Source organism: Cellulomonas sp. P22 (genome assembly GCF_044392165.1).
In genome coordinates this window covers 77,965-98,759 of record NZ_JBISBW010000009.1, presented here as the reverse complement: position 1 = coordinate 98,759, position 20,795 = coordinate 77,965, and the positions used below count along the sequence as shown (strand labels likewise).

The window sequence follows — 20,795 nt, the reverse complement described above, 5'->3', positions numbered from 1 at the left end:
CTCCTTCTACAGCACGAGCTCGGGCTGCAGGGTCACGGCCGTCGCAGAGCGCGGATGCCCGTGGCGATGATCAGCAGGACCCAGGTCGTCAGGATGTAGGGCCACGTGTAGTGCGGGGCGTCGGTCGCGTCGTTCATGGCCAGCGTGACGACCGCCGTCACCGCTGTACCGACGACCGCGTACAGCCAGGACGCGACGTTGCTGCGCAGGAAGACGACGGACAGCGCGATCGCGGTCAGCACGCCGGAGTAGCCGGCCAGCCCTTCGGCGACGTCCGCCTCGGCCCAGCCCAGGGCGAGCGCGCACAGGCTGCCGACCGCGCTGCCCATCACGGCCGCGAGCCCGACCTTCCACGACGCGATGAACAGGCCCAGCAGGATCAGCGCGCCGGACCACACGCTGCTGATCAGGACGACCTCGGACACGTTCGTCAGCAGCGACTGGAGGTACGTCACGCCGGTGTCCTCCACGACGTGCACGGCCGGGGACCTGACCTGCAGGCCCGAGGTGGTCGCGTGCATCACGCCGGCGACCACGCAGAACGGTGCGGTGGTCGCCGGAAGCCCGAACCGGGCGAGGGGATGGGTGGCGAACAGCCACACGAAGAACCAGGTCACGGGTGCGCACAGGATCCCGCCGAGCGCGGCGATCGGGTAGGCCCAGCCCTGGGAGCCGAGCGCGGTGTAGACGGCGGCGCCGAGCAGGGCGCCGCAGAACCCCTGCATCCCCAGCCGCACGTTCTGCGCCCCCATGAGAGCGCCCGTGAGGGTCGACGCGACGGTGCCGATCGCGACCAGCAGCGCCATCCGCCAGTCGGCCACGACGAACGCGGCCAGGATGAGCAGACCCGTCCACACGTTGCGCTGGAAGAAGATCTGCGAGAGGCCGTCGGAGAGGGAGCGCACGTCCAGGGCGGCACCGACCCCTCCGGTCGGCGTTGTGGCGTCTGTCGCTGCCATCGAGCTCTCCTGTCCGTGCTGGTGGTGCCGGCGGGCTCACCGTGGGCGGCGCCCGGTTCAGGTCTTGCGCACGACAGGTGCCGGCCGGCCTGTGAGCCGCAGGCGCAGCGCCCGCCACGCGAGAGCGGTGGCGTGCGCGACGGGTTCGGTCGCGTCGCCGAGGATCCGTACCCAGACGCCGACGTCCCCCGGCAGGGCGCTGACGCCCAGCACGACACCCTCGGCCCCGGCCAGCTCGGCGTGCAGCAGGTCGGCCAGGTCCGCGGCGGACGCGAGCGGGGTGACGACGTACAGCATCGCCAGCACGTCGTGGTCGGCGAGCACGGCGAGACCGCCCGTGCCGCGGTCCGTCGGGGTGAGCCGTACGCGGTCCACCGCGAGGCACGTCCCGTCCGGTCGGCTGATCTCGAGGTCGGCGGCGAGCGCCGCGTACCGGTGCCGTTCGCCGTGGGCCAGCCGCCCGGCGACGAGCGTCTCGCCCGCGACGACGGTGGCGGACTCCGCGACCGTCAGGCGCGTGCGCTGGTACAGGCGCGAGTCGACGAACAGGACGAGAGGTTCCGGCATGTACTCCACGTACGCGTGCTCGGCGGCGTCGACGTCGATCAGCGCGACGGCGTAGTCCTGCTCCATCCGCAGCACGCGCGTGTAGGCCGTCGTGGTGACGTACGCGCTCGTGCCGGGGCCGAAGCTCAGGTCGGTCCGCAGCCTGTCTCCCTGCAGGATCCCGGCGCCCGTCGACATCAGGTAGACGTACGGCATGTCCTGCCGCAGCGGGTCGTAGTACAGCGGCCGCATGATCTGCAACGGCGACTTCTGGTAGTGCGCCACCAGCTCCGTGCCGTTGGTTGTCCGCTCGAACCGCAGGTCCAGGATGCCGACCTTCCCCGGGCTCCCCGCAGGCAGCATGTCGGGCACGCCGGCGTACCGGGCCACCTCGGCCGGGACGTGGTCCGGCAGGTAGTAGGCCGGCTGGAGCCGACGCCCGCCGTACGCGGGTGCCACCTGCCCGGCGACGTCCGGCGGCGCGTCGGACGGTCCGGTCGCGCGGACCGCGGGGACCCCAGGGTCCGTCACGACGTCGGCGCTCACGATCACGAGACCAGGGCGCGCGTGCGGCCGTCCCACGCGGCGAGGATCTGGTCCTGCAGCGCGTCGACGCCCTCGCCGGTCAGGCAGTTGGTCAGCACCACGGGCCTGCCCTCGCGCACCCGGTGCGCGTCGGACTCCATGACGCCCAGGTCCGTGCGCACGTACTGCGCGATGTCGATCTTGTTGATCACGAGGATGTCGGAGTCCGTGATGCCCGGACCACGCTTGCGCGGCATCTTCTCGCCCTCGGACGTGTCCAGGACGAAGACGAACACGTCGACGAGCGCCGGGGAGAACGTGAGGGTGAGGTTGTCACCGCCAGACTCGTAGAGGAGCGTGTCGACGTCGGGGAACCGCTCGAGCATCTCGGCACCCGCCGCCAGGTTCATCGTCGGGTCGTCCCGGACGGCCGTGTGCGGGCACGCGCCGGTCTCCACCCCGATCACGCGCTCGGGGTCCAGCACGCCGGCCAGCTCGCGGCGCACGTGGTGGGCGTCCTCCTGCGTGTAGATGTCGTTCGTGATCACCGCGGGGTGCCTGCCGGCGGCCATCAGCCGCGGCACCAGGGCCTCGGTCAGCGCCGTCTTGCCGGATCCCACCGGTCCCCCGATGCCGATCCTCAGCACGTTCTCGCTCATCGCTCTCCCCTTCTCGTCCGGCGGTGCGTCCCCGCGCCGGTGCGTGCTAGCTCGTGAACAGACGCGCCTCGGCACGCTCGTGCTGGGCCGACATCACGTCCGCCATCGGGACGCAGCCCCCCAGGTCGGCCAGGTCGCGGGCGACGGCCTCCTCGGCCGCCTGCGCGATGACCGGACCCACGGCGTGCAGCATGACCTGGACCTGCCGGTGGTCGGCGAGCCGGAGCCGCAGGGCGGCACCGAGGACGCTGACCGCGAACGCCGACAGGTCCGACGCGACGGCCTGGGCCGTCCCGACCCCCGCGGCGGCGTAGGCCACCGCCGTGGCGACCGGCTGGCATCCCGGCGACTCTTTCGCCGCCAGGATCCGCGCCCACTCCGCGAGCACCGGCCCCCCGAGGGCCGCACCCGCCACGTCGGACAGCTGGTGGCCGCTGCGCACCGACGCTCGCCGCATCTCGGCGTTGAGCTTGGTGGCGTACAGCAGGTGATCCACCTGTCGGACGCGGTCCCAGTCGCCCACGGCCGCCGCCTCGTGGGCCCGAGCGAGCGCGGTCGCGTCGCCCGGGCCCACGGAGTGCAGCAGCAGCCCCCGCAGCAGGCCCTCGACGCCGCCCCGATCGACCAGCCGTGCCTGGCTGAAGCCCTCCAGCCCGTGCGACATCGTGTAGAAGCCGCTCGGGAACGCGGAGTCCGTCAGCTGCAGGCTGACGAGCAGCGCGCGCAGGTCGCTGCTCGGCAGGTCGGTCGTCGGCACGGCTGTCGTCGGCACGGCGCTCCTCAGGCCAGGAAGAACAGCTGGGTCATGGGCAGCGACTTCGCGGGCTCGATGTGGGCCGGGACCCCGTCGAGCGTCACCTTGTACGTCTCCGGGTCGACGTAGACATCGGGTGCCCGGTCGTTGCGGACCATGTGCGCCTTGCCCAGCTGGCGGGTACGGCGCACAGGCAGCACGGTGCTGCGCAGACCGAGCTGCTCGGGGACCCCGGCGTCGATCGCGGCCTGCGACATGAACGTCACACGGGTGCTCTGCTGCGCCCGGCCGTACGCCCCGAACATCGGACGGTAGAAGACGGGCTGCGGGGTCGGGAGCGACGCGTTCGGTTCTCCCATGAGCGCCCACTTGATGACGCCGCCCTTGATCACCATCTTCGGCTTGGCCGCGAACGAGCCCACCGGCCAGAGCACGATGTCAGCCAGCTTCCCGGCCTCCAGCGACCCGTAGTAGTCGGAGATGCCGCACGTGATCGCGGGGTTGATCGTCACCTTGGCCAGGTAGCGCAGCACCCGGAAGTTGTCGTGACGCTCGGTGTCCTCCGCGAGCCTGCCGCGCTTGTCCTTGTTGTGGTGCGCGGTCTGGAAGGCGCGCATCACCGACTCGCCGATGCGACCCATCGCCTGCGAGTCGGACGAGAACATCGAGATGACGCCCTCGTCCTGCAGCACGGTCTCCGCGGAGATCGTCTCGGCGCGCACGCGCGAGTCCGCGAACGCGACGTCCTCGGGGATGTCGTGCGACAGGTGGTGGCACACCATCACCATGTCGAGCAGCTCGTCGACCGAGTTGACCGTGTACGGCAGCGTCGGGTTGGTGGACGACGGCAGCACGTTGGGGTAGCTCGCGAGCTTCATGATGTCGGGGGCGTGCCCACCGCCTGCGCCCTCCGTGTGGAAGGTGTGGATCGTGCGCCCGTTGATCGCCGAGATCGTGTCCTCGACGAAACCGGATTCGTTGAGGCTGTCGGTGTGGACCGCCACCTGCACGTCGTACTCGTCGGCGACCGACAGGGCGTCGCTCAGCGCCGCGGGTGTGGCGCCGAAGTCCTCGTGCACCTTCAGCCCGGCGGCGCCGGCCTTGAGCTGCTCGATCAAGGCCTGGGGCAGCGACCCGTTGCCCTTGCCGTAGAACCCCATGCTCACCGAGACGTCCTCGGCGGCCTCGATCATGCGGTGCAGGTACCAGGCGCCGGGCGTGGTGGTCACGCCGTTGGTCGCGTCGCTGGGGCCGGTCCCGCCGCCGAACAGCGTGGTGATGCCGTTGCTGAGGGCGGCCTCGGCCTGCTGCGGCGAGATGTAGTGCACGTGGGGGTCGATGGCACCAGCGGTCGCGATGAGGTGCTCGCCGGCGATGAGCTCCGTCCCGGTGCCCACGACGAGACGCGGGTCGACGCCGTCCTGCAGGTGCGGGTTGCCGGACTTGCCGACGCCCGCGATCTTGCCGTCCTTGACGCCGATGTCGCCCTTGATCACGCCGAGCACCGGGTCGAGGATGATCGCGTTGGTGATGACGAGGTCCAGCACGCCCTGCGGGGCTGTCGCACGCGGGTCGGCGCCCATCCCGTCGCGCGCCGTCTTGCCGCCGCCGTAGACGATCTCGTCGCCGTAGTGCCCCTCGTTGTAGTCCTTCTCGATCTCGATGACGAGGTTCGAGTCGGCCAGGTGGATCCTGTCGCCCCGCGTGGGGCCGAACAGGTCGGTGTACTGCTTGCGTGACAGGATCGCCATCAGTGGTCCCCCCCATGGGTGGCGTCGGGCTTCGGCGTGCTCGGCGCGCCGTCCTTGAACTCGCACTCCGCCAGACGGCGCAGGGCGTCGAGCCGCGTCTGGCGGGCGTCGAGACCACCGTCGACGAGGTTGTTGAACCCGATGACGCGACGTCCGCCCCCGTAGGCGGCCAGCGTGACCTCGCGGGTGTCGCCCGCCTCGAGCCGCACCCCCGTGCCAGCCGGCAGGTCCAGGTGCATGCCGTACGCCTTCTCGCGGTCGAACAGCAGGGCGCGGTTGACCTCGAAGAAGTGGAAGTGCGAACCGATCTGGACGGCGCGGTCGCCGGTGTTGGCGACCTGCAGCGTGACCTTCGCGCGGTCGGCGTTGATCTCGATGTCCTTCTCGTTGTGGTCGTACTTGGGGCTGCCTAGCATCGTGTGTCCCTCCACGTGGTGGTTGGGGTCGGGGCGTGCGGCGTCACAGGTGCGCCGGCGCGGGTGCGTCGGCGCGCGTCGGGCCCGGTGCGACGGGCGCGAGGGCCGCCGCGACATCGTGGTGCTGGTGCTGGTGCTGGTGGCCGTGGGTGTGCGGATGAGCGCCCGAACCCGGCACGCTCTCGTGCGAGTGGGCGTAGCCGTGCCCGTGGTCGGCCTCCAGCCCCTCGTCGATGCCGTCGCGGCCGTGGTCGAGCTCGTGCACGGCCGTGGCCACGCGCTCCTCGACGATCCGCGCCATCGCACGGTCCGACAGCAGCGGGCCGTAGAACGACGCACCGTCGAGGGCAGCGGGAGCCGGGCTCGACTCGGCGAACCCCGCCGGGACCACCACCACGCCGTCGGCGCCCAGGAGCCGTTCGCGCCCGACGGCATGCGCGAGGTCGGCGTCGGTGTCGACGCACGCGACGGCCACCTCCAGGCCGGCGCCATGGGTCCGCACCAGGTGCGCGACGCGGTGCAGCTCGGCGTCGTCGAACGGGTCGGCCCGCGGGGCCGCGATCACCAGAGCGGCGTCGGGCTGCGCGGCCACGGTCCGTGTCGCCGCCATCCGCAGCAACGCGACGAGGTGGTCGATCGTGCCGAACGGCTCGCACAGGGCGAGCCGCCCACGGGCGGCGTCCGTGCCCGTGCCCGTGCTCAGCCAGTGCAGGGTGCGGGCCGTGTCGGCGACCGCCACCGGGTCCCGCCCCCAGGTCATCGGCAGGACCGCGATCGGCCCCGCACCCGACTCCAGCAGGGCACGCACCCGGTCGTGCAGGGCCCTGCCGGGCGCGGTCACCAGGGCACCGGGCAGGACGGCGAGCAGACGTTCCAGGTCCGCCCCCTGCCGGCTCTCGTGACCGCCGACCAGCACGGGTCGGAGCTGCGGCATCGACACGGTCACACCGCGACGGGGTCGTGACAAGACACGAGCTTGCTGCCGTCCGGGAACGTGGCCTCGACCTGCAGCAGGGCGATCCGCTTGCGGACGCCGGGCATGCAGTCGTGCTCCGAGACGACGTGCTTGCCCAGCTCCATGCACTCGGCGACCGACTTGCCGTCGCGGGCGGCCTCGAGGATGGCCTCGGAGACCAGCGCCTGCGCTTCGCTCACGTTGAGCTTGGTGCCGCGCTCGCGGCGGCGCCGTGCGAGGTCTGCGACCTGGTACACGTACAGCTTTTCCAATTCACGCGGGGTCAGATCCATGTCCTGGGACCTTTCGTGATGACGTGGCACCTCGGCTGTGACTGCGTGCTCGTTTTGACGATACGCCGAACCCCATTGACGACAACTCGTGGGCATATCCGCAGGTGGGCGGCGGATTCCCCGTGCGCGGGCTTTCTGAACGGCTGTACAAATGAATCGTTCTCGACGCCCGGCCCGGGCTCTAGTCGCGCGCGCGACGGCATTCCGGCCTAGCGTCAGAGACATGGCATCCGACAGCCACCACGAGCCAGGGCGTGCGCACGCGGCACCGCGCAGGCCCCACCGAACACCGCTGCACTGGTCCGGGCTCGGCCTGGTCATGATCGGCGGCATCCTGGGCGTCGCGGCGCGCGAAGGCCTGATGCAGGCCATCCCGAACGTCGACCAGGTGCCGGTGGTCGTGCCGGTGGTCAACCTGCTCGCCGCGTTCGCCCTGGGCTACCTGTACGAGGCACTCGCCCGCACCGCGCCCGGCACCGCGCTCACCGGCCGGCTCAAGCTGCTGATCGGTACGGGATTCTGCGGCGGCCTGAGCACGTACAGCTCGCTCGCGACCGACACGGCCGTCCTGCTGCACGATGATCGCGCCAACGTCGCGGTCCCGTACGCGCTCGGCACGGTGCTGATCGGCGCGCTCGCGACGCTCGCGGGCATCGCCCTGGGCACGCGGCTGCACCCGCACGAGCCGGACGAGGACGAGCTGCGTCACATCGAGGGGCACGCCCAGAAGACGACACCTGCGGCTCCCGGAGGTAAGTCATGACGCCCGGAGTGTTCGTCCTCGTGGTCCTCGCGGGCGGCCTCGGCGCCTGCACGCGCTACGTCGTGGACGCCCAGATCCGGAGCCGCGTCAGCTCGTCCTTCCCCTGGCCCACCGCGATCATCAACCTGACCGGCTCGTTCGTCCTGGGGCTGCTCACGGGGCTGGTCGCCGCCAACGTCGCCTCGCCCGTGGTCAGCGCCACGGTCGGCATCGGGTTCCTCGGCGGCTACACGACATTCAGCACCGCGAGCTACGAGACGGTCCAGCTGGTCCGGAAGAAGAACTACGGCGTCGCGCTGGCCTACGGGATCGGGATCCTCGTCGTGACCGTCGCGCTGGCCGCTGTCGGATATAGCTGGGGACTCTCGCTGTAGCAGCAACCCGAAGCTCCAGGAATGGTCCCAGCGAGGTTGTCGGCATTCTTCGCCGGCGACACGTCAAGCGCACGTCACGCGCATAATGCGACTCATCTGCCGCTGGCCCACGAACCCCCTCACGCCTGGGGACATGGTCGAAGCCCGCGCGAAGCAGGTTGTTCAGACCTGGCGCACCGACCAGGTGGACATTCCGCGATCAGATGGAGGCGAGATCGCGACAAACGGGTTCACCGGCCTCAAGAGCGTCGCGACCGAAGAACTCCCCGGCACCGAAGAGACCTCCAGCTCACCGGGGCCGACGAGACGACCCCCCAACGCGTTCCTGCGGGCTACGACGACGACGTCCCGGCCTCGAGGATGGACACGATCGAGAACAGCGTGAAGCAGACGGCCCCGAGCCCGACGAGGACGTGTGCGCCGACGAAGAAGCCGGGCTGTCGCGCGGTCGCCTCGAACAGGAACGCCGCGAAGAACAGGCAGGTGAGCGCTGTGCCCACGGGGATGATCGGGATGCGGTTGGCCAGTGGGAACACCTGGCGCCACACGAGCGCGAGCAGCACGACCTTGGACACGATGCTGAAGCAGATGAGCCCGAGCCCGATCAGCACCACGCCGGGGGCGAGCCGCGCCGGCTTGTCCGAGGCCAGGAGGACCCCGAGGCCGAGGAGGACGTTGATGGTCCCCATCGCCACGACCCACCACGTCCAGCGGTAGCGCTCGCCTTCACCGAACTCGTTGCGGACCTGGCGCACGATGCTGGCGACCAGCGCGACGAGAGCGGAGCAGACCAGGGACAGCCCGGTCACCACGTGCCCGGCGACGACCTCGGGCGTCGAACCGCGCGCGTACAGCGTGCCCGCGATCACCAGACCGATCACCGCGAGAACAGCCGGTACCGCGATGAGCACGGCGCGGACCCGCGATGAGTACGCCTCGGGAGGTGGACCGCTGCCGACGTCGCGCGCGGCGCTGGTCTGGATGAGCGTGAACCTGGTCGAGGCCGTGGCCACGGTGCTCACGCTCGCGGCGATGAACCCGATGCCGATCATCACGTACCCGGCGACGATGAACTGCGGCTCGTCGCCCCGCCGCACGATCGTGACGCCCCAGATCATCGTGGCCAGCGCGACCGCGTACCCCAGCACGGGCAGCAGGATCTCCCACACCCTGCCGTACCTGTGCACGAGCTGGCGGATGATCGTCGCGGCCGTGGAGAACAGCGCGATGCAGATCGCCGTGAGCGCCACGTTGACGTGGCCTGCCACGAAGTGGTTCGTGTCGTCACCGCCCGACAGGACGTACAACCCGAACGCGAGACACACCGCCCCCATGGCCAGCGGGATCGCCCGGAAAAGAATGCTGATCGTCAGGTTCATTCGTCCCCCCCACGTCGCTCCCCACAGTAAGGACAGCGAACGAGATCGGCGCGTCGAGCCGGCTCCCCGGCTGCTCACCGCGTTCCACCTGGCGGCCGTCGCCGGTGCGCAGCACGACGCCCACTCGTACGGGCCGTCCGTGCTCGACGGCGGCCGCGGTCACAGAGCAGAGAGCACGAAGCGTCCGATGAGGAACCATGCGGCCCCTACCCCGAGACCCCCCGATCAGCCTGCGCGACCGGGCCGGCCCTGGGGCGAGAACAAAACCACCGACGAGCGCAGCTCCAGAGAGCGCCCACAGGGCAGTCCCCTCGCCCGGGTGGGGCTCACCACCAGCCACAGCCGGTGTCCAGAGCCATCCCGCGAACGCGAGGCCGAGCGCCACCGGCAGCGAGATCACCGTCGCCACGGCCACCCAGCAGCAAGCTCAAACAGTGCGGAGCACGAGGAGGAACTGCCCACCGCCCGGTTCGACGGCGGCGGTCACGCGAAGGTCGGGGGCGAATCGCGAGAGCCGGTCCACGAGCCAGGCGGCGGCCTTCTCACCGTCCGCCTTGGTCGGGCAGCGGGCCACGACCTCACGCCCGCCCTTGCGGGTCAGCCGCTCGACGGTCGCCACGATCGGTGCCGGCTCCACGACGAACAGCGACGACGACCAGGCCACGACGGGCTTGACCGCACCCTTGCGCGTGTTGCAGGCCCGATGCGCGAGCCGCTCGGAGCCCGGTGCTGCCTTCTTGCCCTTGGGCGTCGCGCCGCCATCGATGCTCGGTCCGCGGTCGGAGTTGACGGACGCGTCGGGGTCGACCGGCTCGTCGCACAGCCAGCATCGCCAGGCGTCTCGCGTGCCGACCTCGTCCAGGGTGCTCACAGCAGCTCGACGCGGTCGGCCTGCGGGCCCCGGTCGCCCTGGCGCACGTCGTACCGGACCCGATCGCCTTCCTCCAGCGCCTCGGTGCCCCTGATGACCGACACGTGCACGAACAGGTCCGCGCCCCCGGCATCGGGGGTGATGAAGCCGAAGCCGCGCTCCGCGTCGTAGCGCGCGACCACGCCCTCGCCGCCGCGCACAGGCGCGTCGGAGGACGACCGGCCGCCAGGCCGCCCGGCCGGCGCCCACGCCGGCGCCGCCTGAGGCGCCGAACCGCGCACGAGCTGCACGTCGCGGGCCTGCGGGCCCCTCTCGCTCGGGGCGACGTCGTACGTCACCCGGTCGCCCTCGTACAGCTCGGCGAGCCCACCGGCCAGAGCGCGGTGGTGGACGAAGACGTCCGCGCCGCCGGAATCGGGGGCGACGAAGCCGTAGCCCTTGTCCACGTCGTACCAGGACACGGTGCCGTCTGCCCCGTCGGACCCGCCGGCCTGCGCGGCGGCGTCGGCGCCGAGCGGCAGCAGGTGGTCGGCCTGCGGCCCCTTCTCGCCGTCGACGACCATGAACGCGACCCGCTGCCCTTCGGAGACGACACCGCCGCCCACGATGGCCGAGCTGTGCAGGAAGATCTCCGCGCCGCCACGGTCGGGCGTGATGAAGCCGTACCCCTTGGCCGGCTCGTACCAGGTGACCGTGCCGAGCACGCCGACCGGCGCGTCAGCGGCCTGGTCGCCGGTGACCCGGACCCGGCGCGCCTGCGGGCCGCGGTCCCCCTCGCCCAGCTCGAACTCGACCGTCTGCCCCTCGCGGAGCACCTTCGGCCCGTCCTCGCCGACGATCTCGGACGCATGCACGAACAGGTCCTCGGCCTCGTCCCCGAGGGCGATGAATCCGAACCCCCGATCGGTGTCGAACCAGCGGACAGTCCCCTGGGGCACGTTTGACTCCTCGTCGAAACTACGGTTGATCTCCCTAGTGTCCCTGACGGAACCGCCGGCGGGTGTCCGCGGGCGACTCTCGGACGGTAGTTCCATGCCCCCGCGAGACCCAGGGCGGCCTGACCTGCGCCGGCACGACAGGCAGACACCTCGTCTCGTGCAAGGAGTCCGATGCGCGCATCGCCGCGATGCAGGGGGTCCGCCCTACTCTGCGTCCACGACAGGGACGTCGGTGAGCCGGAACGCCGCCCCGCCCACGGTGACTCCGCCGAACGCCGAGATCTGCCGCGGGGCGACCTCCACCGCGACGGACGTCGTGCCGGTGTCCGGCCACACGACGGTGACCACGCGCGTCGTGCCCGCGTCGACGGTGACCCCCCGGTCAGCCAGCGGCTCCCGCATGTCGACCGCTGGCCGCACGTAGTCGACCGGGTAGACGCGGCTACGGCCGACGAGCAGGCTCACGTTCGTAGCCGCCAGCTGGAGGCTGGGGTCGAACTGCCCCCTCGTGTCGGACACACCAGAGGCGAGCACTCCATCGGTCAGGTCCTTGGGCCCCAGGTTCGTCAACTCGAGCTCGCCCACCAGGTACGGACCGACCCGGCGCACCTGCGGGAGTCGCACCGAGTAGTTGTTCTTACCGTCCTGCACCGTCACGCCGGCAGGCCCGGTAGCGGCAGGCCCGGTGGCCTCGGGCAGCGCCGCGGAGTCACCCGGCGCCGCGGGCGCGGGCGCGGCCTCCTCTGCGGGCACCAACGTGATCGTCACCCGGCGGTTCAGCGCTCGCGCTTCGTCGCTCGTCCCGGCCATGGCGGGTTCGCTCTCGCCGCGCCCCTCGACGGACACGTCGAACCCCGAGAGGTCGACCAGAGTGCTCAGCTGCTGCTCCACGCTCGCGGCCCGGCGCTGCGACAGGTCGAGGTTGTGGGCCTCGTCGGCGACGTCGTCGGTGTGCCCCACGATCGTGATCTGCCCGCCGGAATACGTGCTGACCTGCGCGCCGGCCGCGGCAAGAGCCGCCTGCGCATCGGCACCCAGCTCGGCGGAGTCGACTGCGAAGAGCACGTCAGAGGCGATGTCGAGGGTGACCTCCGTGGGGGTCTGCCGCGCCCGCACCAGCCCGTCGACCTGCTCGGTGTAGAACTCCAGCGGGAACGGCGCCTGGTCCGTGATGTCGTTGTCCGTCAACTCGGCCGGAGGGACGGTCAATGCCCCGGCTGCCGCGGCGTCCACGACGGGGACGCCCTCGAACCAGCCCGCCTCGGGCAGGAGGACGTCGACCGTGTCACCGTCCGGAACGGTGAATGCGGCGTAGACCACCTCGGTGTCCTCTCCCGCGGCCTGCTGCGCGGCCTCGGTTGCGGGACCCTCCGGGCTGCCGTTCCTGCTCGTCACTGCGAGGTCTCTGCTGTCGCGCAGGGTTGTCATCACGGTGCCCTCGGCGACGTCGATCAGTCGGGCGCCGTTCGGGCCTGGGGTGCTGATGCCCTCGAAGGCCTCCCAGAAGGCCATGCGCAGAGCGGGCGGATCGGTGGGCGCCGCGAGCCGCAGGACCGCGACGTCCCCGTGGACGGCCACCGGGCCGACCGCGAGCTCGACTTGGTCGCCGCCGATCGTCACCGTGCGCACCACGGGCGCGACCACCGTCCCTGCCACGGCTCCGGTGGCCGACGGCGTCGTCATCGGCGCGACGCCCTCCCCCGGGGTGCAGGCGGCGCAGCTCAGCGCAACCAGCATGCCTGCCATGACCGCGCGTGCACGCGTGGGCGTGGTCAGCGCGGGCAGTGCGCCAGCAGGTCGAGCGCGGTGCGAGTGCATTGGGCTCCCAGTGTGTGTTGACGATCCCGCATCTGCCCGGATTGCGACCGATGCGACGTGTGTACTCCCGCGACCACGCGAGCGTAGAGCGTCAGGGCCTTCCTGGCAGGACGCGCCGATCGTGCCCCACGTGAGCAGATGCGCACTCCAAGCGTGGCCGTGTCTACGAGGTGTAGTCTAGGAACACCGATCCGTAGACAAGGAGCCCGCACATGGCCGCACGCGCCGGGTTAACCGTCGACGCCGTCACCGACGCCGCCGTCGACCTCGCGGACGCCGTCGGGTTCGAGCAGGTGACAGTTTCGGCGCTCGCTCGACGCCTCGGCGTGCAGCCCGCCAGCCTGTACGCGCACGTCCGCGGAACCGACGACCTGCGCACCCGGATCAGCGTCCGCGCGCTGGAGGAGCTCGGCGACGGCCTGTCGATGGCCCTGGCCGGCCGGTCCGGGCGAGAGGCCGTCCAGGCGCTGGTCGGCGCCGTGCGCGGCTACGCCGACGCGCACCCCGGCCGGTGGGCGGCCACGCAGGCGCGGGTCGACCTCGCCCAGGCGGGCGCCGCTGGCACCCGGGTGTCCGCGCTGATGCGCGGTGCCCTGCACGGCTACGGGCTCGCCCCCGACGAGCAGGTGCACGCGGTGCGGCTGGTAGGCAGCACCGTCAACGGGTTCGTCCGGCTGCAGGCGAACGGCGGGTTCGACCACTCGACGCCCGACGCGGAGACGTCGTGGCGCCGGGTGACCGACGCCCTCGACGCCGCCCTCCGGCACTGGCCGTCCCCGGCCGCGTGACCCCCCACCCCGACGACACGAGAACGAGACCGATGGACGACCGCACCACCCAGGACATCCCCCTGACCGACGCGCTGCTCCGCGGCGCCGTCGAGCTGGAGCGCACCGCCGACGGCGTCCGGCCGCACCGGCTCCCCGCGTGGGCACGCCGGCAGTACCCCGACCCGCAGCTGCTGATGGCCGAGGCGCAGCCGTCGGGCGTCCGCCTCGTGCTGCGCACCCGGGCGACCGTGCTCGCGCTGACGACCCGGCCGACGAAGATCGCGTACCTCGGCGCCCCTGCCCGCCCGGACGGCGTGTACGAGCTGACCGTCGACGGCGTGCGCACCGCCGAGGGGGTCGTGCGCGGTGGCGACGTGCTGGCGATCGACCTGCAGACGGGATCGCGCGAGGTCCGGCCGGGGGCGCCGGGCACGGTGACGTTCGGCGGCCTGCCCGACAGGGACAAGACCGTCGAGATCTGGTTGCCGCACAACGAGCTGACCGAGCTGGTGGCGCTGCGCGCCGACGCCCCGGTCGACCCGGCGCCGACGGCGGGCCGCCCGGTGTGGCTGCACCACGGCAGCAGCATCAGCCACGGCTCCAACGCCGCGACCCCCACGGGCACCTGGCCAGCCGTCGCCGCCGCGACCACCGGCGTGGACCTGGTCAACCTGGGGTTCGGGGGCAGCATGCTGCTCGACCCGTTGACCGCGCGGACCATGCGGGACACGCCGGCCGACCTGATCAGCGTGAAGATCGGCATCAACATCGTGAACGCCGACGCCATGCGGCTGCGGGCGCTGGTGCCCGCGGTGCACGGGTTCCTCGACACGATCCGCGACGGCCACCCGGACACCCCGCTGCTGGTGGTCGGGCCGATCCTCTGCCCCATCCACGAGCGGACGCCCGGGCCGGGGGCGGTCGACCCTGCGTCGCTCGGCACCGGCACCGTGCGGTTCCTCGCCACCGGCGACCCGGCCGAGGTGCCCGCGGGCCGGCTCACGCTCGAGGTCATCCGCGAGCAGCTGGAGCGCGTGGTGGAGCAGCGCGCGGCCGACGACCCGCACATCGCGTACCTCGACGGGCGTGAGCTGTACGGCCCGGCCGACGAGGCAGCCCACCCGCTGCCGGACGGGCTGCACCCGGACGCCGCGACGCACCAGCTCATGGGCGAGCGGTTCGCGCGGCTGGCGCTCGGCACTCACGGCGCCCTGACCGGGCTCTGACGGCCGCACGCCACCACCCGAGCGTCCCGCCGACACCGAGCCTCCTCGTGCCGACGGGGCGCTGGGTGGTCGAGACACCGGCCAGAACTGCACCGCAGCTATCCGGAGGGTTCCACCGACCCGCCACCGACGGCCATCAGTGCGCGCCAGCGCCAGCAGAACAGCCCCCTGACGAGGCGGTACCTTGGATCCCGTCGGCACCAGGGCGGCCCCACCGCCCCGGCGAACGACACGGGTGTTCTCCGGTGGGTTCCACGAGTGAATCCACTCATCACCCGGGCCTCTGGGTGATGAGTGGATTAACTCTGACCTGCGACACCGCACCCGAGCTGCGACGCGGCGCGGAATCTCCAAGACCGTGGCCATGCCGCTTCGGGAACGTCAGGTGTCGGCGAACGCGGAACGCGGCGTACCCACACTGGAACGTCCCCAGTGCCCGGGGATCGGCAACCAGCACGCAGCGGTGTGAGGCAGCAGCGCGCTACAGCGGGGGTGCAAGCTCAGCCACCAGACCGGGCCGAGAAGCGGCAGCGGCGGCGGCGGCGAGATCGATGCACAACACTCGAGCGCGCCCAAGCACCCGCGAGTCGACAGGGAAGACACCAGTCAGCTCTGCCAACCGAGCAACGAGTACCTGATCGACGTGCCGCTGGAGGCGGTCGGGGCTTCGTGGATCGACGACCCCGGAGAGCACGAACCGAGGATCTGAGATCACACCGAGACAGAGGACTCGAAGGCTCGCATCGGCTGCTTCCTGTGGCGGCGCCGCGGACTCCGCCACAGCGGAGAGTTGCGTCTCGCGGCTCGCGTCGGAGGAGGAAGCAGCGAAAGCGCTGGAGGACTGCTGCAACTCGCCTGTCGGCGTCATACGCCCGGTAGGCGTCGTGGCCGCCGTTGCGAGCCACCTCCCGCGACACCGTCGACGGTGGCCGGCCCAGCGCGTCGGCGATCTGCCGCATGCTCCGTCCAGCCGCCAGCCCCCGCGAGATCTCCTCACGCTCTCGCAGCAACAAGTGCCGCGCCGAGCGCCCCGCTGGCCGAGGCCGCACCCCGCCGGTCTGCGCCACGTACCGGCGAATGTGATGCACCGGCGCCCCCAGCTGGCGGGCGACGCTGCGCAGCGCCTCACCCTCCCGCCACCGTCGCCACAGCTCGTCCTGCTGCTCAACCGTCAACCCGCACGCCTGCACGTCTGCCTCCACGAAGTGATCATCGTGGTGCGTTGACCCACTGAGACCGCGGCCTTTCACGCGCAAGCCAGTACCGCGCTCGCAGGATGCAGGCGGCGATGGACGGTCGCTGGAGCGTCCCGCAGGACGTGTTCGACACGATTGCCGAGATGATGTTTCGAGCCCTCTTCGCAGGATCGCAACGTCCAGTTTGCGAACCTGGCGAGCGAGCTCGGTCAGTCGGACCTACACGTGGCGTGGCTGCACGAGACCGGCTACTGCCACCCCAGCCTCTTGGGGGCTGAGGCATACGTGATGAGCTCACCCGACGCGTCCCAGATCCTGCTCAGCGAGTCGCAACGCGCGACCAACGTCCCGGAGGAAGTCGCGACGATCCTGCTCGTCGCGAGCATCGGGTTCAACCACTTCGTCGAGGGCCAAACTTGGACGCACGCTCTTGGAGAGCTCAGTGAAGAGCTTCGCTCGCTCGTCACCTAACTCGGACTCAGCACTGGTCCGAGCGAAATCGAGCCCGCACCGCTCCTCAGGCATCCACGGTCGGCGATACTCGTCCGACGCGTCCAATGCCGACGTGCCGATGGCGGCGCTACCTGGCCTCGCCCTGGCCAACGCGGTGGCTGGGCCGGCGCAAGCGGACCAGCGGCTGACGCACGTGCCGCTCGGGCACCACGACTCTCCTGAACTCCCGAAGCGGCCTGCACCAAGCGCGCTGCTCGGCAGGCGGCGCGGCCCGCCGAGTACGCGAACCCTTGCCTCATGCGCCGCCCCTTAGAGGCCAAACGAGTGATCTGTTCCACGCATGCCACTTTCGACCCTAGATTGGCCAGATGAGCGGCGCGGCATCGACAGCACTGGGAGCCGCCCTGCATCCCGCGACGCCACCAGACGACGCAGGCGCCGAGACACTCGACCGGTACGAGTGGCAAGCGATGATGGCCACCGCGGATCTCCTGGCACTGTACCTCGAGGTACTTGACCAGGGAATGGATCCGAGCGCCGCCATCGACCGCGGCTTGGTGTGTGAATACCACGAAGACTGGGTGCGAATCCGACCCGGCCAAGTTCAACTCGTCTCGGCCAAACACAAGGATCCTCAATTCGGAGCGTTCACAACCACAGCGAGCCTCCTGACCGTTGGCGGCGTCTATCACCTATTCGACCGGTGGCACGAACTCGGGGGTTCTCTCGAAGCGCGACTGGTGACAACCGCGGGTCTCGCAGCCGACGCTGGCCACATTCTCGATCTATGCGGGACATCGGATTCTCCGCCAGCCGACACCGCAGCCCACCGGGCATACACCCGACTGATCCAGGGCGTCGCGGATCGGCGGAAAAGCGATGGTCATCCCGAGATCGATGATCTGCCCGCCACTATTTCTCGGTTCATCAACCGCCTCACACTAGACCACGGACTGCCACGCAGAGAGCACGTTCCCGACTTTGCCCCGACCGGGTACGCCGAACCGATCGCGAAGGCCATCGGCCAACCTCAACACGCCGCTGCCGTATGGGAGGCGGTCCTCTCGCTGGTTCGCGGTCGAATGCGAGCGGCAGGCCCGAGGCGCCGGGGTCTCCTTCCAACCCTTGACCCTTCCACCACTCCTGACCTCGAGCGCCGGACCATCACCGTCGCCGACGCACACATCGCGATGTCCTTCGCCGTCAGCTCGCCTGCCGCCTTCATGCCCTTGCCGCGCGTCACCGTCACAAATCGACTTGCGGTGAAGATGAGCGAAGGGCGGTGTGCGGCCACCTCGATCGAACGAGCCGAAGCACTCCGCCGTCAGTTCGCCTCTTGGCGGCGCGAGCAGAGGTCGCAACCAGGTGCGCGCGTTGCCGAGGTCGAACTACTTCTGCTGCGCGTCGCGGATCACGCCACCGCCGCTGTGCGTACGAGTACTGGCCACTGGGGTGCAGCGCTCTGGGCGGAGCTCGAAGACCGACTGACCCGCGAGGCTGGGACCGGACCGGTGGCGAGCATCGACAGTGACATGCTGCTCGGCGGGGTCTCGTACCTCACGAACGCGTGCAAGGTGTGGTACTCCGAACCGTTCGACGCCGCGGACCGCCTGCGGCAACTCACCGAGGACCGCCTGTGACGGCCCCAAGCGCGGCCGCTGAGGCCCTCAGCTCTGCGGTGGACGACCTCGTCTATCACCAGACCCGGATCCTGCTCCTCGTCACGGCGGTAGCCGGCGAGCCCGGGAACGCGGGCAAATTGGACGGCCTCACCAAACTCGCAAAACTCGACTTCCTCGTTCGCTACCCCGGCCTGGCGCCCGTCGTCCTTGACTCCTTGGAGGACAGCGACCCCAAACTGCACCTGACGTCGTACGAGCTCGCCGAGCCGACATCGGTGGCAGACCCGATGATTCGCTATAAGTATGGGCCCTGGGACGACAAGTACTACCCAATCATCGGCGCCCTCGTTTCGAAGGGACTGCTCCGCTACACAAAAGGCAGACAGGGAAGCGTAGCCCTGGCTCCGACCACCCATGGCCGAAGACTCGTCCAGGACATAGTCAAGGAAAGCACTTGGTCCGCCGTTCACGACCAGTGCTCCGCGGTGGCCGCGGCTGCGGCCGGAATGACAGGAAACGCTCTCAAACTCCTGATCTATGAACGCCTTCCTCATCTGATGGACCGAGCCCATCGAAAGTTGATCACATGACGACGACGTTCCGCATAGACGAGATCGAACTCCAGACTTCCGGCGGCCCCGTTCGCTATACTTTTGGTACCGATCTGACGGTCCTCGCCGGTCCGACTGGCGTCGGCAAGACGTCGCTGCTGGAGTTGGTGAAGTACGCACTTGGGGGCGATGGCCTGCTCGCGTCGGTCGCGGAGGCGGCCGTATCGACGGTGCGGGTCTCGGTTCGCCTCGGAGCCGAGAAGTACCTTCTCTCGCGCTCGCTACGTGCCGAAGACCAGAACAAGGTTGAGGTGTTCGACGCGATCGCGGGGCGCAGCCTCGAGGATCACTTCGTCGATCGGCTCCAGCCGAGAGTTAGCGACCTTCTGATGAAGGCCCTTGATCTGCCGACCGGTTTGCGCGCCGCCCCTCGCTCAAGCGGAAGCAGCAAGCCGGGAGCCCCAATCACGTTCAATGACGTCTTCCGCTTCCTCTACGTCCCTCAAATTGCGATAAACCGCGAGATTGCCGGCAGCTCGCAAGGCTACTACGAGCCGAAGCGTCGAACCGTGTTTGAGTTGTTGTTCGGCCTAACGTCTGATGAACTGGTCTCTCTCAGGACAGACCTAAATCTGAAGAACAGCCAGGTCGGCGAGGCGGCAGCCCAACTGTCCGCAGTCGAGAGGTTCCTGGTCGAGAGTGGCACTGAGAGCCGTTTCGAGGCTGAGCGGCGTCTTGGCCAAGCCCAGAGCCAGGGCGCTAGTGCGGCGTTGGAGCTTGAGCGCTTGTCGGCGGCGATGACTGAAACCGGAGATCGCGAGACCCAGGTGCTGCGAGATCTGTTGGCTGACACCGAACGTGGTGTCGCGCAAGCCCGCGCGCTATCTGCCGATCTGACGAGACAGCATGCCGAGTACGCGGTTGAACGCCGCCGCGTCCACGTGGACATCTCCCGACTCGAGCGGATGGCGTCGGCGGGCATAAAGATGGCGAACATCGAATTCATGGCCTGCCCGCGGTGCCTGCAATCACTGGACCGCGAGGTGCCCGAGGGTCGTTGCCGCGTGTGCTTGCAAACAGACGTCGTCGCCAACCTGCCCGACACTGGTCAATACGAGATGGCACAACTCCGGTCCCAGCTCGACGAGATCGATCAGCAACTTGAGGAGCTTTCATCTGCTCAGACAGGTGTGCGGAGAGCCGAATCCGAGCGCACGGGTCTAATCAGACGCCTCACCCTACAGATCGATCAGCGCACGGAACAGCGCGTTTCGCCCAGGCTTCAGGCCTACACCGATGCCGCACGCCGAGTAGAGCGCAGCGCCGTCGAGACCGCTGCCATCGAGGCACTTCTTCGGCAGTGGGATCGAGTTCAAGATCTTCGCACCCAGGTGGAGCTTTTGAATGAGGAGAAGCGGTCCCTCGAGGCACGCGTTCTCTCGCTCGAGTCGAACGAAAAGGAGCGCCGGACCGAAGTGCTCACTGAGCTCTCCGAAGAATTTCAGAGGACAGTTCAGAACTTTGGTGTACCCAACGGCCAAATGGCGTCGATCAACCCCACAAACTACCTCCCAGAGCTGAACGGAAGGCGGTACGAGAAGGTTAGTTCCGCGGGCGGAATTGCTACCGCGACGCAGGTGGCGTACTGGATCTCGCTCGTGACTGTCGCGACAAGGCGCCGCGACACACGCTATCCCAGTTTCTTGCTTATCGACAGCCCGAGACTCGCGCTAAACACCGCGGAGGGTATGGCTGCGCAAATGTACCGACGCTTCGTCGCGCAAGTCGGCACCAACCCCGGCCGGCTGCAGTTCATCGTGGCGGATAACGAACTGCCGCGGGAGTACAAACGTGAGTTCGCCGAGTTCGTTTTCGACTACGGCAATCCGACAGTCCCGACGGTTCCTCACCCCGGTCCCGCAAACGTGAACACGATCGGATCCGGGGAATCGATCCAGGCGGTGTAGGTCGGCGTA

The 20,795-nt window shown here is 69.8% G+C and carries 21 protein-coding genes; 8 read left to right on the top strand and 13 right to left on the bottom strand.

Annotation, left to right across the window (positions count from 1 at the left end):
* Positions 1–32 precede the first annotated feature (32 nt).
* The 8 genes from ACGIF2_RS12320 to ACGIF2_RS12285 are packed head-to-tail and all read right to left on the bottom strand — an operon-like array spanning position 33 to position 6,858.
* Entirely contained in the window at positions 33–959 is a 927-nt protein-coding gene (locus ACGIF2_RS12320) for an urea transporter (protein ID WP_396047011.1), read from the bottom strand.
* A gap of 57 nt (positions 960–1,016) precedes the next feature.
* Positions 1,017–2,087, bottom strand: coding sequence for an urease accessory protein UreD (locus tag ACGIF2_RS12315; RefSeq protein ID WP_396047009.1), 1,071 nt, complete (start codon positions 2,085–2,087; stop codon positions 1,017–1,019).
* Complete coding sequence (gene ureG, locus ACGIF2_RS12310) at positions 2,054–2,689, bottom strand: urease accessory protein UreG (protein ID WP_396047007.1); 636 nt, start codon at positions 2,687–2,689, stop codon at positions 2,054–2,056. Before ureG ends, ACGIF2_RS12315 begins: the two co-directional genes overlap by 34 nt.
* A gap of 46 nt (positions 2,690–2,735) precedes the next feature.
* A complete protein-coding gene (locus tag ACGIF2_RS12305; RefSeq protein WP_396047005.1) occupies positions 2,736–3,461 on the bottom strand; it encodes an urease accessory protein UreF in 726 nt (241 codons plus the stop codon).
* A gap of 8 nt (positions 3,462–3,469) precedes the next feature.
* Positions 3,470–5,194 (bottom strand): urease subunit alpha, encoded by a 1,725-nt coding sequence (gene ureC, locus ACGIF2_RS12300; RefSeq protein WP_396047003.1) that lies wholly within the window; start codon positions 5,192–5,194, stop codon positions 3,470–3,472.
* A complete protein-coding gene (locus tag ACGIF2_RS12295; protein WP_396047001.1) occupies positions 5,194–5,610 on the bottom strand; it encodes an urease subunit beta in 417 nt (138 codons plus the stop codon). The genes ureC and ACGIF2_RS12295 overlap by 1 nt, the downstream gene beginning before the upstream one ends.
* A gap of 43 nt (positions 5,611–5,653) precedes the next feature.
* Positions 5,654–6,550 (bottom strand): sirohydrochlorin chelatase, encoded by an 897-nt coding sequence (locus ACGIF2_RS12290; protein ID WP_396046999.1) that lies wholly within the window; start codon positions 6,548–6,550, stop codon positions 5,654–5,656.
* A 2-nt stretch (positions 6,551–6,552) separates the two neighbouring features.
* Positions 6,553–6,858, bottom strand: a complete 306-nt coding sequence (locus ACGIF2_RS12285; protein ID WP_396046997.1) for an urease subunit gamma — start codon at positions 6,856–6,858, stop codon at positions 6,553–6,555.
* Positions 6,859–7,081: 223 nt separating this feature from the next.
* Between ACGIF2_RS12285 and ACGIF2_RS12280 the strand changes: the two genes are divergently transcribed.
* Both ACGIF2_RS12280 and crcB read left to right on the top strand, forming a co-directional pair.
* Positions 7,082–7,621, top strand: a complete 540-nt coding sequence (locus ACGIF2_RS12280) for a fluoride efflux transporter FluC (RefSeq protein WP_396046995.1) — start codon at positions 7,082–7,084, stop codon at positions 7,619–7,621.
* Positions 7,618–7,995 (top strand): fluoride efflux transporter CrcB, encoded by a 378-nt coding sequence (crcB, locus tag ACGIF2_RS12275; protein ID WP_396046993.1) that lies wholly within the window; start codon positions 7,618–7,620, stop codon positions 7,993–7,995. Before ACGIF2_RS12280 ends, crcB begins: the two co-directional genes overlap by 4 nt.
* A gap of 332 nt (positions 7,996–8,327) precedes the next feature.
* Here crcB and ACGIF2_RS12270 read toward each other — a convergent pair whose 3' ends face one another.
* From ACGIF2_RS12270 to ACGIF2_RS12255, 4 genes are all read right to left on the bottom strand, one after another.
* Positions 8,328–9,374 carry a DUF2776 family protein gene (locus ACGIF2_RS12270; protein WP_396046991.1) on the bottom strand — a complete coding sequence of 349 codons (1,047 nt, stop codon included), beginning with the start codon at positions 9,372–9,374 and terminating at the stop codon, positions 8,328–8,330.
* A 427-nt stretch (positions 9,375–9,801) separates the two neighbouring features.
* The gene (locus tag ACGIF2_RS12265; RefSeq protein WP_396046989.1) at positions 9,802–10,245 is read right to left on the bottom strand and encodes a hypothetical protein; all 444 of its coding nucleotides are present in this window, start codon (positions 10,243–10,245) and stop codon (positions 9,802–9,804) included.
* Positions 10,242–11,183: a cold-shock protein gene (locus ACGIF2_RS12260; protein ID WP_396046987.1), complete on the bottom strand. Its 942-nt coding sequence runs from the start codon at positions 11,181–11,183 to the stop codon at positions 10,242–10,244. The genes ACGIF2_RS12265 and ACGIF2_RS12260 overlap by 4 nt, the downstream gene beginning before the upstream one ends.
* Positions 11,184–11,387: 204 nt before the next feature.
* On the bottom strand, positions 11,388–12,866 hold the full coding sequence (locus ACGIF2_RS12255; protein ID WP_396046985.1) for an OmpA family protein: 1,479 nt from the start codon (positions 12,864–12,866) through the stop codon (positions 11,388–11,390).
* Between the two features lie 347 nt (positions 12,867–13,213).
* On the opposite strand from ACGIF2_RS12255, the gene ACGIF2_RS12250 reads away from it, so the two are divergent.
* On the top strand, positions 13,214–13,789 hold the full coding sequence (locus ACGIF2_RS12250) for a TetR/AcrR family transcriptional regulator (RefSeq protein WP_396046983.1): 576 nt from the start codon (positions 13,214–13,216) through the stop codon (positions 13,787–13,789).
* A gap of 32 nt (positions 13,790–13,821) precedes the next feature.
* Entirely contained in the window at positions 13,822–14,997 is a 1,176-nt protein-coding gene (locus ACGIF2_RS12245) for a GDSL-type esterase/lipase family protein (RefSeq protein ID WP_396046981.1), read from the top strand.
* 500 nt (positions 14,998–15,497) lie between these two features.
* Here ACGIF2_RS12245 and ACGIF2_RS12240 read toward each other — a convergent pair whose 3' ends face one another.
* Positions 15,498–16,046, bottom strand: a complete 549-nt coding sequence (locus tag ACGIF2_RS12240; RefSeq protein WP_396047046.1) for a helix-turn-helix domain-containing protein — start codon at positions 16,044–16,046, stop codon at positions 15,498–15,500.
* 435 nt (positions 16,047–16,481) lie between these two features.
* On the opposite strand from ACGIF2_RS12240, the gene ACGIF2_RS12235 reads away from it, so the two are divergent.
* The 4 genes from ACGIF2_RS12235 to ACGIF2_RS12220 all read left to right on the top strand — a co-directional run bounded on the left by ACGIF2_RS12235 (position 16,482) and on the right by ACGIF2_RS12220 (position 20,786).
* Complete coding sequence (locus ACGIF2_RS12235; protein ID WP_396046979.1) at positions 16,482–16,664, top strand: hypothetical protein; 183 nt, start codon at positions 16,482–16,484, stop codon at positions 16,662–16,664.
* A gap of 350 nt (positions 16,665–17,014) precedes the next feature.
* Entirely contained in the window at positions 17,015–18,286 is a 1,272-nt protein-coding gene (locus ACGIF2_RS12230; RefSeq protein WP_396046977.1) for a hypothetical protein, read from the top strand.
* Positions 18,283–18,858, top strand: coding sequence for a hypothetical protein (locus ACGIF2_RS12225; RefSeq protein WP_396046975.1), 576 nt, complete (start codon positions 18,283–18,285; stop codon positions 18,856–18,858). The genes ACGIF2_RS12230 and ACGIF2_RS12225 overlap by 4 nt, the downstream gene beginning before the upstream one ends.
* On the top strand, positions 18,855–20,786 hold the full coding sequence (locus ACGIF2_RS12220) for a hypothetical protein (protein ID WP_396046973.1): 1,932 nt from the start codon (positions 18,855–18,857) through the stop codon (positions 20,784–20,786). Before ACGIF2_RS12225 ends, ACGIF2_RS12220 begins: the two co-directional genes overlap by 4 nt.
* Positions 20,787–20,795 lie beyond the last annotated feature (9 nt).